The sequence below is a fragment of the Halobacteriovorax sp. HFRX-2_2 genome, from assembly GCF_043196705.1.
Classification (GTDB): domain Bacteria; phylum Bdellovibrionota; class Bacteriovoracia; order Bacteriovoracales; family Bacteriovoracaceae; genus Halobacteriovorax_A.
The window spans coordinates 547,851-564,306 of record NZ_JBEBMT010000001.1 but is presented as its reverse complement, the minus strand read 5'-3'; the positions used below and the strand labels follow the sequence as shown (position 1 = coordinate 564,306).

Genomic DNA, 16,456 nt, shown 5'->3' with positions numbered 1-16,456 from the left:
AAAATATTAATACAATCTTAACGAAATCTAAAAATTGATAACGAAAGTAGTATTCTCACTTTCATTGTCGATAAATAGCTTATATCCGGAACGTTCAATAATCTGCTTTGTAATGGCAAGTCCTACACCATGGCCCTTACCGCTTTTCTTTCTTGTATCACCTAATTCAAAAATCCCTTCTTGAACTTGCATAGGAATACCTGTTCCACTATCAATGATCTTAATAAAGCGCTCTGTGGAAGAAGTAACAACCTTAATCCAAGGTGAATCTGTTGTCTTTATCTCATCTAAAGAGTTTTTAATTAAGTTAACTAGGCAAAGACTTAACTCAGTCTCATTTCCTTCAATAGCAAAGTCATCTATTTCAATATCAACCCTCACACTATGTCGTGCAATCTTGTCGCCAACAAGCTCAAGTGCTTCCTGTGTGATATGAGAAATTGAAATTTTTTGTTTTGAAGATGAGTAGTTCTTTTTAAAGATATTCATATAGAGGTCAGTTACCTCAAGAATCTTACCGATGTGGCGACGTAGCTTTTGCGTATAAGGAGAAAGATCTTTATCGATCATTTTATCAAGTCGATCATTTGTCGTATTTAGAACAAAGAGATGATTTCTAATATCGTGAGCAATACTTGCAGAGGCAAAACCAAATTGGGCGACCTTTGAAAGCTTAACCATATCTTTTTCAAGGTTATACATCTTAGTAAAGGCCAAGTCCTGGTAGTACATATTAAAACGCATCGATTCAAATACATAACCAAGATAATAGATCGGCACAAGGTAACCAATTGTTTCTGTTCCAATCATCGTATCCCAGCAAGACACAAATAATGTGAGAAGAATACCTGCCTTGAAAAGATACTCCTTGCCTTCTCTCTTATTAAGCTCGTTCCAAATGACAACCGTTGTATAAAGAATTGTAATAATTCCGAAGAATCCAACAACGACAACTAAATTGCTTGGGTATATTGTTAAATTTAAGGCCTGAGTAAAAAGAGTTGCTGGTGGAGTTGCGCGAGGAATAAACATAAGGTCAATATCAGTGAGAAGGTAGAGGAAGCCTCCAACGACCTGGAAGATAGAATGACCAATACAGAAAACCTTAGCTGGTTTTAAGAGCTTTATATCATGGCCAAAGAAACCTTCGATTGCCTTGATATAACAATAGTAAGTAAAGTATGCGAAAAACCAATAGGTAAGAAGTAGGAAGTTTGAAAGCTTGATATCTGTAATATGAGTATTAAAAGCAATTAAGATGGCGTATGAGCCCGCACTTAAGCACATAGCGATATGCCAGAAGACCTTGCGACTAAGCAACTTCCTAGAGGTATAAACCCCTATCGAAGCTTGGTACAAGAAAAACGCAAATGCGAAGGTCGTTACATATCTAGTAAGTACCTTGTATTCTTCGATGCTCATAAATTAAATATACTATATTTAAAATAATTAAAACACCTAAAAATACCCGAATTTATTAAAATTATCTCAAGACAGTTGGTAAAGGTCTTATCACACCAAATTTTGACTCAATTGAGTTCTTCTTAATACTCTGTTTCTTCATTAAATCGACAATTTCTAAAGCGCTCATATTCGGATTTTGTTCCTTCAGATGAGCTGCCATATTAAGTGCCATTGGTGATGCCATCGAGGTTCCAGAATGACGAATCTTCATATCTCCAAGAAGAGCGGCCTCAACTTTTGTACCAGGGGCAAAGAAGTCAACATAGTTAGAGCTATAATTTGAAAAGTCGGCCATCTCATAATTTTCATCACGACGCCACTCACTATCAGTTGTTGCTCCAATCGCCACAACATTTGGATAAGAGTAACAAGCTGGGTACATACAATCACGACTACCATTTAAGAAACGCCCATCATTTCCTGCGGCAACAAAGAAGACCACATTAGGGTTATTTAAAAACATATTTTGAAGGCTGCGATAAGTCTTACGATCCACAAGTCCTAGGGATTGATGAGGAAAAGAAAAACTCATATTCACAAAATCAACTTCTGAATTTTGTAGTTTTTTAGAAATCATATCCAAATACTTCGACTCTCCGAAGTCTCCAGCAAATGCAAGAAGTGAAGCTGATTTAAGTCCTTTTAGAGCAATTGAAGAGACATGTGTTCCGTGAGAAGTAATTGGGCCAGTTGTCCCCTTTGCTTTAATCGTCTCAAAAGGAATACCATAAATACCGGCCTTCTGACTTGATGCACCTCCTGTACGAGGAAGGAAACCAGAAAAAGGATTCATAAATTTGATATCGCTGTCTCCATCAAAGTGGACACCTAGAATATTGTCGACAAAGCCGTCACCATCATTATCTTCTTTATTAAAAGATTCAATGGAGTTGATGAGGATATGGTCTTGAATATCTTGGTGATTATGATCAAAGCCAGAGTCAATAACAGCTATCTTAACAGTTGCATCACGAGGCCCGCCAGCGACCTCTCCTATTTCATTCTGAATATAATCACCAATCTTGACGTCATTATTATTGAAGACATCAAAACCGATAATGCGTTTATCATCATAGATAAACTTATATTTAAAGTCCTCTCCATCAGGGTTAATCACTTTTCTTTCAACAATTAAGTCATCAGAAATTGTATCGATATTTTCTAAAATATGAGTTCTCTTATCAAATCCATACTCTTTAAGGACAATTTCTTGTTCACCGATTTTTTGAATTAAAACCTTAGATTGGACGTGATTATTTTGAGTGTTAAATACCGTCTTATAAAAAGTGGAGTCACTTTTGTACTCGTAAGTAACTCTTGAGATCTGTTCTCCTTCTATCGTGTAGAAGTTTTGCTTTATCATTCTATTATTTAAAAAGAATTCTTCGGATGAGATTTTATTATTCTTTTCAAAGTATTTAGAAATACTTTTCTTAGTACCGTCAATACATGTTTTGACATTACCATCAAGAGTGCATGACTCTGTTGCTAAAATATTTGTAACTGAAACAAGGGAAATAAAAAAAGGGATTATTTTCATAATCCCTTTATATCTTAATTTTGAATTTTATATTTGAACTTTGAAAATTCTATGTCTAAGTTTAAAATTTAGACACTTCTTAGTTTAGCTCACAAGTGTAGTTAATTTCATTCTTCTTAAATAGAAAACAACGGTAGCTAATATCAATTGAAACAGAATTTGCATCGATAATAATTTTCTCTTTGTAATTAGAAGCTCCACCGAAATCACCACAAGCATCACCACCTGGACGATTAGAGTTTGTTGAAACTAAAAGTGTATCATTATCTAAAAGTTCTGCGCGATCAAGAAGAGCAACAGAAACTGGATTTGCATATAACTCAGGAGTATCAAACTCTACTCTTACAGCGTCACTATCACTCTCAACAAGAACAGTACAATTACCTCTTTCTTCACCATTCATCATAACCTTTCCAGATTTACCATTTAGGTCATTTAAATCTGAAACGAAGTTATCTAGATTAGAGTTTGCTGATACGTTTGCAGAAAGTGCAATTAAGACTGCTAAAGATAGTAATTTCATATGATTCTCCTTCAATTTTAATGTTTTATAGAGAATCTTATACCGAAGAAATAAAATTTAATCAGCTTAATATGTAATATTAACCTACCTGTCAAAAGTTTATGACAAAGGTTGTATTGGGCATATTTCGGTCCAAATCCAGCTCAAATCCGGCCCGCCCTAGTAATTCCTTAGTGATAGCAAGCCCAATCCCATGGCCACCATCGTTATTCTTAGTTGTATAACCTAGTTTAAATAGCTCTCGTTTACTGACATTCTGTATTCCACTTCCACAATCAATAATCGATAGCTTCCTCTCTTTAGAGACTGATTTAAGCTTAACCCAGGGAGATGTGTATTTTCCTTCACTTGAAACTTCCTCCAATGCATTTTTTAGGATATTAACCAAGCAAATTGTCACTTCCGTCTGATTACAACTCAATTCAAAGTCTTCAACTTCTACGATTAATTCCACCTGTGCTTTTTCAAACTTTTGCTTCACCAACTCTAGAGCTTCTTCAATAACGACATTAATCGATGTCAGAGCTTTCTCATTATTCGTATTTTTCTTAAAAACATTCATGTAGAGATCTGTAATTTCAGTGACTTTATTGGTGTGCTTATCAATTGATAAGTAGGTATTTTCAATATCCATTGGCCTCTTTTTAATCAGCCTTTCAACAGATGTTTTTATGATGAAAATATGATTCTTGATATCATGAGCAATACTGGCCGCAGCAAAGCCAAATTGCGCAATTTTAGAAAGTCGAATAACCTCGCTTTCGAGGTTGTACACTTTTCGATAACTAAGATGGCGATAATAGACATTGAACCTTACTGCCTCAAAAGCATTTCCAAAGTAGTATAGTGGCAAGATCGCACCTGTTACCTCAAGCCCAAGAAGAGAATCATTTAAGACCACAAGAAAGCTTACAACAATACCTATTCGTAGGAAGAGTTCTCGCTTTCTTAAGCGATTTAATTCAAGCCAAATCATCGTACACGAGTAGAAAACGACAATAGCACCAAGTCCTCCCAGGAGTTTTCCTAAAAGATTAGGAGAGACATTAAAATGCATTGTTTTGGCAAAGAGATTATCTTTTATGTAATGATGATTATCAAAGAGAAAGTTATAGTCAAAGAGAGTCGTAGAAAAGGAGCATACTAGAAGGATAGAAACAAAGCTTAAACAGTACAACTTAGCAAATGAAAGTCCTCTAACCTTGTGACCAAAATAAACTTCAACCGTTCGCAAATAACAGTAGAAGGAACTATATGCACAAATCCAAAATATAATTAAAATAAAGTCAGAGAGCTTTTGATTTATAAAATGAGTGTTAAAGGCAAAGACAAAACAATAGCAGGCCGTTGATAAACACATTGCTGCCGGCCAGAGTATATTTCGATCTCTTATCTGATAATAATTCGTTAGACTCGCAAAGAATTGATAAACGAAGAATGAAAAAACAAAAGTCGTTAAATATCTTGTAAATGATATATATAAGTCAAGTTCCACAAACGTTCCTCAAAAATTAATGACTTACTTCTTAGTATAGTTGCTATCAAAATATAATTTATCAGAATAACAAAAAGAACTTGAAAACCACCAAGGATATTAACCACTTACAATAGATTTATTCACTCAGATCAATCGTAAAGGTTGTATTGGGTGATTTATCATTTAGCCACAAATTAAAGCCGGAGCGACTTAAAAGCTCCTTAGTGATGGCAAGCCCAATTCCATGACCGCTGCTCTCCTTATTATAGGTGAAGCCAAATTCAAAAATATGCTCAGCAGTACGAGGCTCGATTCCGCCTCCACTATCAACGACATGAATAGATTTATCATGCCCTTTAAAGATAAGCTTCACCCACTTATTTGTACCTTCATGACCTTGAACAGCTTCAAGAGCATTTCTGATGAGGTTAACCACTGAGATAACTATTTCTGTTTTATTACAGTGAATGGTAAATTCATCGGCCACAATTTCAAACTTCACATTAGTGGCCTCAAACTTAGGAGACACTAATTCTTCAATATCTTGAATAATTTCTAAACTAGAATAGTCCTCTTTCTTTGAGCCAATATTATTTTTAAAAATATTCATATAGAGATCAGTTATCTCAAGAAGTTTATCATTGTGTTTTAAGATTTCCTCATAGGCCCTCTGCTTATCTTCGATTTTATTTCGAAGAAGCGAGCTAATCTTTACCTTGATAACAAAGATATGATTCTTTATATCATGAGCAATGCTTGCAGCAGCGAAACCAAATTGGGCGACCTTGGAGAGCCTAATGACTTCATTTTCAAGATTAAATAATTTTTCAAAGGCAAGCTTTCGATAAAAGAAGTTAAATCTAACGGCTTCAAAAGCATTTGCTAAATAATAGATTGGAATGAGGGCCCCTGAAACCTCTAAACTTAAGCATGTGTCATTAATTACCGATAAAATAGTTAAGACAATCCCTATTTTTAATAAGTATTCTTTCGAGTTCGACTTCTTTAACTCTTTCCAAATAACAGCACTTGCAAAGAAAACAGAAAGTGCACCTAGGCTGCCGACAATTTGTCCGAAGATATTAGGAGACATTGCAATCTGGGCCGACTGATAAAAGAATGACTCATTTACAGTACTCTGGCCTGTAAAGATAAAGCTATTGTCAAAGATGATATAAGATCCCAAAGAAATGAATTGAACAATAGTAAGGACGAAAATAACAACTTTAGGAATCTTTAAAAATCGTAAAGCCTTACCCAAGAATGCTTCAATTGCATGCATATAACAATAGAAAGCGATAAATGCAAAAATCCACAAGAGATTTAAAATGGCGTTAGACATCTTAATATCTGTAACATGAGTATTTATAGTGAAGAATAGACAGTACATAGCAGAGAAGAGACACATCTGCGTATACCAAAGACTAGAACGTTCCTTAATAGTGTAAGAGCTAACCAGTCCTGAAAAGAATTGATAAGTGAAGAAAGCCAAGAAAAATATCGTAAGATAACGTGTAATATGAATATAGATATCAAGGCTCACGCCATCTCCCTCTTAGCAGAATACACAAATATTATGTACCTTACGTATCAAACATTCAAGAATTACTGTAGATTCTCACCCCCATCATCCATGTGTTCAGGACGCTTCCAATAACTATACTGCGGAGTCCAGTCACTAGAAGAGACTCCGGCCAATGTTAGAATATTCCACATTGAACAAAATTCATCCCCAGGACCGAAAACCGCAGAATTCTTTCGATAGACCTTAGTGCCAACTTTTTGATAACAGACAATTCCAGGCATATTCACCTCACCCGCAACGACGCTTTGTTCTTTTATATAATCTCCTCCCCCATGAGATAATATATTGAAGCGCCACCCTCTCTCATTTGCAAAGCGACGTTGAATTTCTGGATCATCCTTAGAAACCAAAACCAACGAACACACACTCTCAATATGAGAAACAAGGCCGTTAATTCCATCTCCCCACAACGTGCAATAACGGCATGCTTGTCCCATATTATGAATCATAATAAGTTGATCTTTATCCCCAAAAAGATCATATAAATTCACGGCACCAGTTGTGCTTCGAAAAGTGTAATCTTTTACTTCTTGAGCTGGTTGATCTTTACGCAAAGCTGCAACCTTTTGAGTTAACTCAAATAGCTCTTTTTCTGCTTCTTTTAGTGCTGAAACATTTCCCATATAAACTCCAATCGAATGAAGATATATTCGTTTGTGGATACGGGGCCGTCAATTTACGAAAAGGTAAAGAATTGGAAATCTATTTTAAACAATTGATTAGTTCTGTAATAAGCTTTTTTGTATCTCTATTTTCAAGATAATTTTGCCTGACACAAATATAGATACCATGACTACTTTCTTTCTTCTTATAGATCTTTAGCTTTTTAGATTCATTAAAGCTTGATGAGGGAACAACACAAAAAAGACCACCAACTTCACAAAGAGTCAGCATTGCTTTGTGAGAGTTTACACAGCCGATTGCTTCAAATTTTGATCGCCAACTCTTTCCTAAAGAACGAGACAAAAAGTTTTCGGTATAGAGATCTTCTTTACGATAAGTAACAAGCTTTCTTTTTTGCTTGCTATCTTCATTTAGAGGGCCAACTAAGTATGTCCCATCACGACAGACCTCAAAGGCGGCCAAGCTTTTTTGCGTCGGAATAATATGGGTCATAATAATATCTAATTCACCTGCTTGTAGCTTTTCAATCAGGTTAACGGCAGAGTCAAAATGTAAATCAAAGTGACCAATATTCTTCCTATCGTGTAATTCACTTAAGGCCGGCAGTAGAAACTTCTCTCCAGCTTCAAAAATACTTCCGACCTTTAAATCAATTCTTTGTGCTTTATTTTGAATAGCACCACTTATTGTATTAAAGCTTGGAAGAACCTGATCGAGGAAAGCCTGGCCTTTAACAGTTAAAGAAGTTGTTTTATTTGATCGAACAAAGAGCTCATAGCCTAGTTCATCTTCTAGGAGCTTAATCTTACGAGAAATTGCAGGCTGAGAAGTATTAAGCTCTCTTGCCGTTTGCGAAAAGTTTAAGTTCTGCCCGAGATGGCAAAAGACTTCAATATAGTTGAGATTAATATTCATGCCATTTCATACCATATCATTTTAGTATTTCAAAGTGGCACTTATACTATTTTATTATTGCGTATAAAAAAGGGAGCATGAAGCTCCCTTTATATTTTTAGTAGCAATAAGCGTTTTGAGTAAGTAGAACTTTTTTTGAGTCCACTAGGTAAACCATTTCCTGCTCACAATCTGTTTTTACAGGAACATAAATTTGCTCACCTTCATCATAGTAAACATCAGTCGTCTCTTCTGACCATAGGACATTGAAGAAAACTTCTTTATCTTCTGCACTACTATTAGAGTAGTATACGTAAGTTTTTGGACCAAAATATGCATTTGCAGTTTTTTCAACAGCTTTCTTTGCTTGTGCAATTACTGAGTTTGAAACAGGTGCTGCAACTGAAGTAAGTGATAGCATTGCTACCATTAATAATTTTTTCATCTTATTCTCCTCATAGGTTTTTTGTCTAAATAACAATTTTTCTATTTAAACGTCTACGAGTATTCGTAGGTATGTAATTTATTCTTCTAAACATTTTAAATACTTATAGTGTCTATTTTTTTGACTCCCTTATGATTATTTACACTTATCACCACTTATTTCATCACTAAGCTATATTGCACGCATGAAAAATATAAGAAAGATCGTAACTAAAGGCATAATTTTATCAACTCTCGTATCGAGTGCTTTTGCACAAGAGAATAACTACTTCTGGCAACAGGAGTCTTTTAATCCTCTCCAACATAATTGTGAGTGGCGCTATGAAGGATGTGTATCCGTAGATGAAAGTCAAATTGATATGCGCTCTCAAGCAAAGAGGATGCTAGATGAAATCTATAGCTGTAAGAATACTATTCAAGGCTGTAGTGATGAAGAACAAAAACGCATTGATGATATGGAAGGTATCAAAGGGCGTATTGGTAATGAAACCATTCGTGGTGGAATGAACCCTAAAGAATTCTCTGAATTCCTAAGAAAGTATGATCCTAGTGATAATAAGAAGGGTTACTTTATTCCTCTAGGTCTAAGCGATAAAGAAGCACTTATGCTTGCCGCTTCCACTTCTCTTGGACTTGTTATGTTTGCTTCTGATGAAGAAACAATGGACTTCATTCAAGATCATAAGAATGGCTTTACTGAAAAACTAGTATACCCAACTAATAATCACGAGCGTCTCATTATGGGAGGTGCTGCTGCAGGGTCTTACTTCATGGGAGTAGTCCTTGAAGATGGAAAGCTTAAGAAAGCAGGTCTCTATGTTGTCACATCTCAAATTGCGACACAAATTGTAACGGAAGGCTTTAAGAAAACTTTTGGCCGTCAAAGACCAAATAAAGATCTTGGAGCGTATGCATTTGGAACGGAAGGAAAATCATTCTTCTCTGGCCACTCTTCAGGAGCATGGTCATTTGCAACTGTATTTGCTGAAATCTACAAAGACAATAAAGTCGTCCCATACCTTGCCTATGGTGTTGCTGCCCTAACTTCGTATGGACGTCTACACGACAGAAAGCACTGGTTATCTGACGTATTTGCAGGTGCTATCGCAGGTCACCTCATCACAAAGCTTGTTATCAGAATGCACGAGAGTGATGATAGCGAAGGTGGACTTATGGTCTTCCCAAGCTGGAACGCTGAATCGAGTACCTTCATGGTTAATTTTGAATGGACGCCTAAGAGAAAGAACTCGCAGGGAGAATTTCAGTGTAAAAAGATGCCAGAAGGAAAAGAGAAAATCCGTGCTTGTATCTATGAAGCTTACTTAAGATCACAAAACTAAAACCCGGGCCAGCAATGCTGGCCTTTATACGTATAAATTTTATCGACTAACTATGATAAATTTCGATATCCCCCTATAATCAGGCAACTTGGAGATATTATGAAGAAGTTGAAATTCCTAGCTCTATTAGCTCTTATTGGTATTAGCGCTCAAGCTCAAGCGGCCCGTATCTGGTCATCAATCCCCTTTGTAAGAGGAGCAGATCTTTGTGCCTATAAGCAAGCCTACTCTCAAACACGCTCGGAGTATATGAGTGAGATGACAGGTTTAGCATCAGAGCTTATGCAATCAGGAGCAAAAGGAAGCGAAGCCTTACAAATGCTTGTTACTTTCGATGCCTTATACGACAAGAACGTAAGACTTGCCACTCAACATAAGTATCTTGATGTGACGCTCGAAAATACATTAAAGGCATATTTTGATGGTTACTATCGTGACTTTCCAGTAGTTGATAGAAAACTAGAATTCGTCCAAATGAATAATATTCGTTATATCTTTAATTCAATCAATAACGGTCAAAGACCTGGATGGATTCCTGATAATGCAGGAGAGCTTGTTGATTATATGGCCTATGGTTCATATTCATTTGCCCCTAATTGTCGAGGTAATATCCAAGTAACTCTTACTCTTGTAGGATCAGATGGATCGACAAAGAATTATCAGGGAATAGGACAACCTTCTGTTGTGATGTCTCAAATTGCTTCACGTATGTTTGAGGACTTTCAAAGAACTCAATTTCCATCAACACTTAGAGTGAATGGAAGAAAGCTTACTATTATTGGAACTCATAATGGATCAGTCGGAAGAGTAACATCATTAAGACAAGCAGAACGAGCTTGTGACAATATGTATGCAAGACTTCCTAATGGATCTGAACTTGAGGCAATTGATGCTTACGGTGATTGGAACGGTGGAGTTTCAATTCATCAAAATATCTGGGCACTTCGTGGTGGAAAGGTATATCACCCAGGACTTATGAATCCCTCACCAGTACGTGATCCATGGTCAGTGAATGCAAAAGTCTTGAATTACTACTGTGTTCGCTAGAGCTTAAAAAGCTTTTTAATTTCAGTGTCGGGTTTAACCTGCCCGGCACGATAGTCCATAACTTTCTTTCTCTTCTCATTAAAGTAGTGATGAAGATGAATAAGAACTCCAAATTTATCGTCAATTTCCATTTTAGAAATAAGAAAGCCGGCTTTAAGCTTTGGGATAATAACCGCATTATTGGTAGCGCAGTGGCGAGAATAAACCATTTGAAAGCCCTCTGCCTCTAAAATAGCGAGAGTCTTATCAAGCATGGCCCCATAAATACCATGGCGACGATACTCAGGAAGAACGGCCGAGTTACACATATAATAAGTTGTACTATTTTCTTGGAAACCCCAACTCCAGCCAATGAAATTCTCATCCTTATCGAAGGCCGCAAGACAGAGTTGATATGGACTGCCCATATTCTCTTTTAGTCTTTTAATATTAGCTAATTCTTCTTCTGAGAGAATGTCCCAAAGAACATAACTATGGTCTTCTTCAAAGACTGCTTCTTTGTGTGCTTGATAATACTTATCAAATTCTTTGCCTTCTAGGATTCTAATTTCAAATTCCATCATAGAGAAATGATACAGGAAATACGGATGGGTGCAAATGAATTAAGCAAGATTTAAAGAGGAGGCTACGCCACATAACCTCCCCCATTTTAGAGTCTTAGAATCTAAAACCAATACCGACACCAACAAGGAGAGGATCGATATCAACTTCAGCATTCACAACTCCAGATCCAGTATCAACTGTTGCATCTGTTTGTAAGTAAAGTTTTTTTACGTCAAAGTTTAGATACATATTTTGTGCAACCTTGATATCTGTACCAAGCTGTAATGCATATCCAAATGAATCATCGTACTTAGTTGAGGCCATGTCTCCAGGAACTTCTCCATAAAAGATTGTGTAGTTGATCCCTGCTCCTACATATGGTTTAAGAATACCAAAGTCCATATGGTACTGAGCAAGTAATGTTGGAGGTAGAAGAGAAACACTTCCAAGGCTTCCTGTTCCATTTAGATTTACGTCATGAGTTGCTGTTGCAAGAATTAATTCAACAGCAAAGTTTGGATGGAAGAAGTAAGAGAAGTCGACTTCAGGTACTGATTCGTTATTAATTGCAATATTACCACCGATACTATCACTAACATCAGGGCTTACACCAAGCGCTCTTACACGCACCATCGCGTTTTCTTGCGCGAATGAAAAAGAATTAAACATTAAGAAAAATAGAATTGAAATGATTGATGTTTTTTTCACAAAAACTCCTTATGTGTTTTTTTATATAAAAAAAATAACAAAAGAGTTTTTAAATTTTTATGAGACAGATCAGAGATAAAAATAAAAATAAAAAAAAGCCTACTTTTGTAGGCTTTCATTTTTAATTCTTAGTAATGGAATCCCCACTGTTGCATGAATGCATGATCTGAATCATCAAACATTGGCCACCAGCCTTGAGAACCTAGCTGCTCACCAGTTTCATAATCGATCGTATGGTTGATCCAACCTGTTGGCTCTGGCCCAACAAAACGACGAAGAACAATTCTTCCATCAACAATATAATCTGAGCGGTGATACGTTACAGTGAAGACAGAACCGTCGGCCTTTCTTCTAAAGAAACGAATAACTTCACGATCAGTTAGATTATCACCAAGGTTCCACATAAGAGTTGTGTCACCAAAGTCTTTTGCCTTATACCAATCACCTACTAGGTAATCGTGCTTCATTGTTGAAACCATCGAACGAAATTCTTGGTATTCAGTCATAAGTGTTTTTGCGTCTGGGTGGTTATAACCAAAAACAAGGCAAGGCAGCATTGCCAGCATTAGAATGATAGATTTCATTAACTTCTCCTTTAAATTGAACGAGTATTTTCGCAATAAAGATCATGGAATGGCAATAAATGACAACTTAAGAAAGTTAAATTTATTGATTTTCACGTACTTACAACACTATAAATAGCAGTAATTCTTATAGGATTGAAGAAGGATAGGGCCATAACATACCTATTTATGGTAGTTATAGCGCTATGCAAGTAAACGTAAAATACCTCGACAATTTAAAAATCGAAGCCAGCTTCGACGACTTCAAAATCATTTCAGACCAGCCTGTTCGCTACAAAGGTGACGGTACAGCTCCTGGCCCATACGACTATTTCCTAGCATCATCTGCCATGTGTGCAGCCTACTTTGCCAAGGTCTATTGTATTAGTCGTGATATCCCGACAGAAGATATTCGTATCAGTCAGCAAAATATTGTGGATCCCGATAATCGTTACAAACAATCATTTGTGATTCATGCAGAACTTCCAGCTTCAATATCTGAAAAAGATAAGAAGGGAATTCTTGCATCAATGAACCGCTGTACTGTAAAGCGTGTGATCCAAAATGAAATCGACTTTAAAATCGAGGCCAAAGAAATCTTAGGAAATGATGTCAAACTTGAATATGAAGTAAATGACGCTAAGACCATGATTGCAGGAAAGGACTGTTCTCTCGAGGAAACAATTGAGAATATGACTTCGCTTCTTGCAGATCTGGGAATAAAGATTGAAATCGCCTCTTGGCGTAATCAAGTCCCTCATGTTTGGTCTGTTCATATCAGAGATGCAGACTCTCCAATGTGTTTTACGAATGGTAAAGGAGCAACAAAGGACGCTGCCCTTGCCTCGGCCCTTGGTGAATATCTTGAACGTATCAGCACGAATTACTTTTATAGTGATTACTATCTTGGTGAAGAGATCGCTAATGCAGACTTTGTTCACTACCCTAACGAGAAGTGGTTTGAAATACCAGAAGATGACACACTTCCAGAAGGTCTAATGGATAATACCCTAATTGCTGCTTATGATAATGATGGTGAGCTTTCAGCTTCTCACCTAGTTGATACAAACTCAGGAAATTATGAGCGCGGTATTTGTGCACTTCCTTATGAGCGTCAATCAGATGGTCAAACGGTTTATATCCCGGCAAACCTTATTGCCAACCTATTTGTAAGTAATGGGATGAGTGCCGGGAATACAAAGTATGAAGCGCGCGTACAATGTCTTTCTGAAATTTTTGAAAGAGCAGTAAAGAAACAAATTATTGTCGATGAAATAACTCTTCCAGATGTACCAAAAGCAGTTCTAGAAAAGTACCCAACAATTATGGAAGGGATTGCAAAACTTGAAGAAGCTGGCTTTCCAATTGTCATTAAAGATGCTTCTCTTGGTGGCCGATTTCCTGTCATGTGTGTGACGCTAATGAACCCAAGAAACGGTGGAGTCTTTGCTTCTTTTGGGGCACACCCTCGTTTTGAAGTAGCACTTGAGAGGTCATTAACAGAACTTCTGCAAGGAAGAAGTTTTGAAGGAATGAATGATACTTTCCCACCAACATTTAACGAGTTTGCAATTCGTGAACACAATAATATTGTTGATCACTTTATTGACTCAACAGGTGTTATCTCGTGGAAGTTCTTTGGGGCAAAACCACAATATGAATTTAACGAGTGGAACTTCTCAGGAACAACGCAAGAAGAATATAACTACTTGATGGATATTCTTAAGCAACTTGAGAAAGAAGTTTATATTGCCGATTACAATGAACTGGGTGCGGCAGCATGCCGAATTCTCGTTCCAAATTATTCTGAAATCTATCAGCCAGAAGATTTAATTTGGGATAATCATAATCAAGCTCTCGACTACCGAGAAGCGATACTGAATCTCCATGCTCTTGATGAAGAAGACCTGTCTGAACTCGTTGGCCAGCTAGAAGAAAGCTCATTGGATAATTACATGCCAGTATCAGAGCTTATCGGTGTGGCCTTTGACGAAAGTACCGTATGGGGACAACTTGTAATTGGAGAACTTAAGGCCCTGACTTATCTTGCACTAAAGCAATTTGAAGATGCCAAAGAACTAGTTGAAATGCTTGGAACATTCAATGACAATACGATTGAGAGAAGACGCTTCTATCAGGTACTTAATATCGCTCTCGATATTGAACTTGGTGAAGATCTAGAAATCACCGATTACAGCGAAAACTTAACTCGTATGTATGGTAGCGAATTAATGGAGCGAGTAACTAAGACAATTACTGGAGAGAATCGTTTTGATGGACTTACACCAACAGGAATGAATCTTGAAGGAATTGATAAGCATTTAAAGTTAATTGAAAGTTATAAAAAGCTTCAATTAGCACGCCACAACTTTCTAAAATAAATCTTTATGGTAACCTCTTAAAAAACTTTAGGAGGTTACCTATATGAATCTAAATACAATTCACTTTAAAGATGGCAAAGGACTAGATAAGACACTTAAGGACTTTGATGCCAAGGCTTATCTTATTGTTAATGTTGCTTCTAAGTGTGGACTGACTCCACAATATGAGGCGCTACAGAAACTTTACTCTGAGTATAAGGATCAAGGCCTAGAAATTTTGGCCTTCCCAGCAAATGAGTTCCTTGGGCAAGAGCCTGGAACTAACGAAGAGATTCAACAATTCTGTAATCTAGAGTACAACGTAACTTTTCCAGTAAATGAGAAAATAATAGTTAAGGGTGAAGGACAGCATCCTTTATACAAGGCCTTAACAGAAACAAAGAAGGAAGCTGTTAGAAATGACAAACCGGACTTTGAACAACTTCTGATTAGTAAGGGACTTATCTCTGGCCAATCTCATGATATTCATTGGAATTTTGAAAAGTTCCTTCTCGATAAGAATGGAGAGATTGTTGAAAGGTTCTTCCCAGATATCGCACCAACAGATGAGAAAATCACATCTAAGTTAAAAGAGCTTTTATAAGTGAGACCTGCACTAAGCAGGTCTCTTTCTTATGTCACTAACATTTTTATTCATCAAGAAGCGAATAAAATACTTATAAAAGAATTTTCTTATTCCTTTCGGATTTGTTCCAAATTTCTCATAGAATTCATCCGGTGTTTCATATAGCCCTAAATCTCTGACAATACCTTCTTTTTGAATATAAGTTGAGTTTCCACCTTTCCAGTCAACTTCGGGATTTTGTAAATCCTTACAAGCAACCCCATAGCCACAAAAAGAGCGTACATTTTTTCCGGCCATCTTTTGAATTGCTTCAAGATAGTCAGTATCGAGAATGAAGCCTTCAAGGTTATACCACTGCCCCTGATATTTCACTTCTACCCAGCTATGAAGGATTTCACGTGGGGCAATTTTATAAAAGATTCCGGTAATGGCCCCATATTGTAACTTCTTATCAATTGTAAAACCGTGTAGTCTATTTTCAATCCCACATGCCGTTAACAGACTCATAAGCAGCGTGGCCTTTGTATTACATTGGCCATAACCATCACGTAAGACCTCAGATGCAGTCAAATCATCACTCGAATTATAGCCAAAATTAATCTCATCTCTAACATAGCGGTAGCAAGCACCAATGATTTGAGACTCATCTCGAGAAAAGTCGAGAATTTCATTTTTTAATGCAACGATATCGGGATGGTCAAGATCGAGTAATTTTGATTTCATATATTCTCCTTAAGAAGATCATACGAATTTTTGTT

Annotated in this window: 16 protein-coding genes; 4 read left to right on the top strand and 12 right to left on the bottom strand. The window is 36.7% G+C overall.

What is annotated here, in order from left to right; genetic code table 11:
• Positions 1 to 27 precede the first annotated feature (27 nt).
• The 8 genes from ABMA79_RS02730 to ABMA79_RS02695 all read right to left on the bottom strand — a co-directional run bounded on the left by ABMA79_RS02730 (position 28) and on the right by ABMA79_RS02695 (position 8,552).
• Entirely contained in the window at positions 28 to 1,422 is a 1,395-nt protein-coding gene (locus tag ABMA79_RS02730) for a sensor histidine kinase (RefSeq protein WP_393090113.1), read from the bottom strand.
• A 61-nt stretch (positions 1,423 to 1,483) separates the two neighbouring features.
• On the bottom strand, positions 1,484 to 3,004 hold the full coding sequence (locus ABMA79_RS02725; protein ID WP_393090111.1) for a S8 family serine peptidase: 1,521 nt from the start codon (positions 3,002 to 3,004) through the stop codon (positions 1,484 to 1,486).
• 79 nt (positions 3,005 to 3,083) lie between these two features.
• Complete coding sequence (locus ABMA79_RS02720) at positions 3,084 to 3,527, bottom strand: hypothetical protein (RefSeq protein ID WP_392856584.1); 444 nt, start codon at positions 3,525 to 3,527, stop codon at positions 3,084 to 3,086.
• 91 nt (positions 3,528 to 3,618) lie between these two features.
• Positions 3,619 to 4,761, bottom strand: coding sequence for a sensor histidine kinase (locus ABMA79_RS02715; protein WP_393090108.1), 1,143 nt, complete (start codon positions 4,759 to 4,761; stop codon positions 3,619 to 3,621).
• A gap of 379 nt (positions 4,762 to 5,140) precedes the next feature.
• Positions 5,141 to 6,547, bottom strand: a complete 1,407-nt coding sequence (locus ABMA79_RS02710; RefSeq protein ID WP_393090106.1) for a sensor histidine kinase — start codon at positions 6,545 to 6,547, stop codon at positions 5,141 to 5,143.
• Between the two features lie 62 nt (positions 6,548 to 6,609).
• A complete protein-coding gene (locus ABMA79_RS02705; protein WP_392856589.1) occupies positions 6,610 to 7,212 on the bottom strand; it encodes a DUF899 family protein in 603 nt (200 codons plus the stop codon).
• 79 nt (positions 7,213 to 7,291) lie between these two features.
• Positions 7,292 to 8,128: a LysR family transcriptional regulator gene (locus tag ABMA79_RS02700; protein ID WP_393090104.1), complete on the bottom strand. Its 837-nt coding sequence runs from the start codon at positions 8,126 to 8,128 to the stop codon at positions 7,292 to 7,294.
• A gap of 97 nt (positions 8,129 to 8,225) precedes the next feature.
• On the bottom strand, positions 8,226 to 8,552 hold the full coding sequence (locus tag ABMA79_RS02695) for a hypothetical protein (RefSeq protein WP_393090102.1): 327 nt from the start codon (positions 8,550 to 8,552) through the stop codon (positions 8,226 to 8,228).
• Positions 8,553 to 8,736: 184 nt separating this feature from the next.
• Between ABMA79_RS02695 and ABMA79_RS02690 the strand changes: the two genes are divergently transcribed.
• Together ABMA79_RS02690 and ABMA79_RS02685 are read left to right on the top strand one after the other, a co-directional pair.
• Positions 8,737 to 9,891 (top strand): phosphatase PAP2 family protein, encoded by a 1,155-nt coding sequence (locus ABMA79_RS02690; RefSeq protein ID WP_393090099.1) that lies wholly within the window; start codon positions 8,737 to 8,739, stop codon positions 9,889 to 9,891.
• A 99-nt stretch (positions 9,892 to 9,990) separates the two neighbouring features.
• Positions 9,991 to 10,938, top strand: a complete 948-nt coding sequence (locus ABMA79_RS02685) for a hypothetical protein (RefSeq protein ID WP_393090097.1) — start codon at positions 9,991 to 9,993, stop codon at positions 10,936 to 10,938.
• Here ABMA79_RS02685 and ABMA79_RS02680 read toward each other — a convergent pair.
• From ABMA79_RS02680 to ABMA79_RS02670, 3 genes are all read right to left on the bottom strand, one after another.
• Positions 10,935 to 11,501: a GNAT family N-acetyltransferase gene (locus tag ABMA79_RS02680; RefSeq protein ID WP_393090094.1), complete on the bottom strand. Its 567-nt coding sequence runs from the start codon at positions 11,499 to 11,501 to the stop codon at positions 10,935 to 10,937. The two genes, ABMA79_RS02685 and ABMA79_RS02680, sit on opposite strands and share 4 nt — an antisense overlap.
• A 94-nt stretch (positions 11,502 to 11,595) precedes the next feature.
• Positions 11,596 to 12,189: an OmpW family protein gene (locus tag ABMA79_RS02675; protein WP_393090091.1), complete on the bottom strand. Its 594-nt coding sequence runs from the start codon at positions 12,187 to 12,189 to the stop codon at positions 11,596 to 11,598.
• Positions 12,190 to 12,317: 128 nt separating this feature from the next.
• Positions 12,318 to 12,773, bottom strand: a complete 456-nt coding sequence (locus ABMA79_RS02670) for a hypothetical protein (protein ID WP_021266502.1) — start codon at positions 12,771 to 12,773, stop codon at positions 12,318 to 12,320.
• A gap of 185 nt (positions 12,774 to 12,958) precedes the next feature.
• Here ABMA79_RS02670 and ABMA79_RS02665 point away from each other — a divergent pair, with 185 nt between their 5' ends.
• A complete protein-coding gene (locus tag ABMA79_RS02665; protein ID WP_393090088.1) occupies positions 12,959 to 15,133 on the top strand; it encodes an OsmC domain/YcaO domain-containing protein in 2,175 nt (724 codons plus the stop codon).
• Positions 15,134 to 15,176: 43 nt separating this feature from the next.
• Positions 15,177 to 15,716 (top strand): glutathione peroxidase, encoded by a 540-nt coding sequence (locus tag ABMA79_RS02660; RefSeq protein WP_393056277.1) that lies wholly within the window; start codon positions 15,177 to 15,179, stop codon positions 15,714 to 15,716.
• Positions 15,717 to 15,728: 12 nt separating this feature from the next.
• Here the strand turns inward: ABMA79_RS02660 and ABMA79_RS02655 are convergent, their stop codons facing one another.
• Positions 15,729 to 16,421 carry a transglutaminase family protein gene (locus tag ABMA79_RS02655; RefSeq protein WP_393090085.1) on the bottom strand — a complete coding sequence of 231 codons (693 nt, stop codon included), beginning with the start codon at positions 16,419 to 16,421 and terminating at the stop codon, positions 15,729 to 15,731.
• Between the last annotated feature and the right edge of the window lie 35 nt (positions 16,422 to 16,456).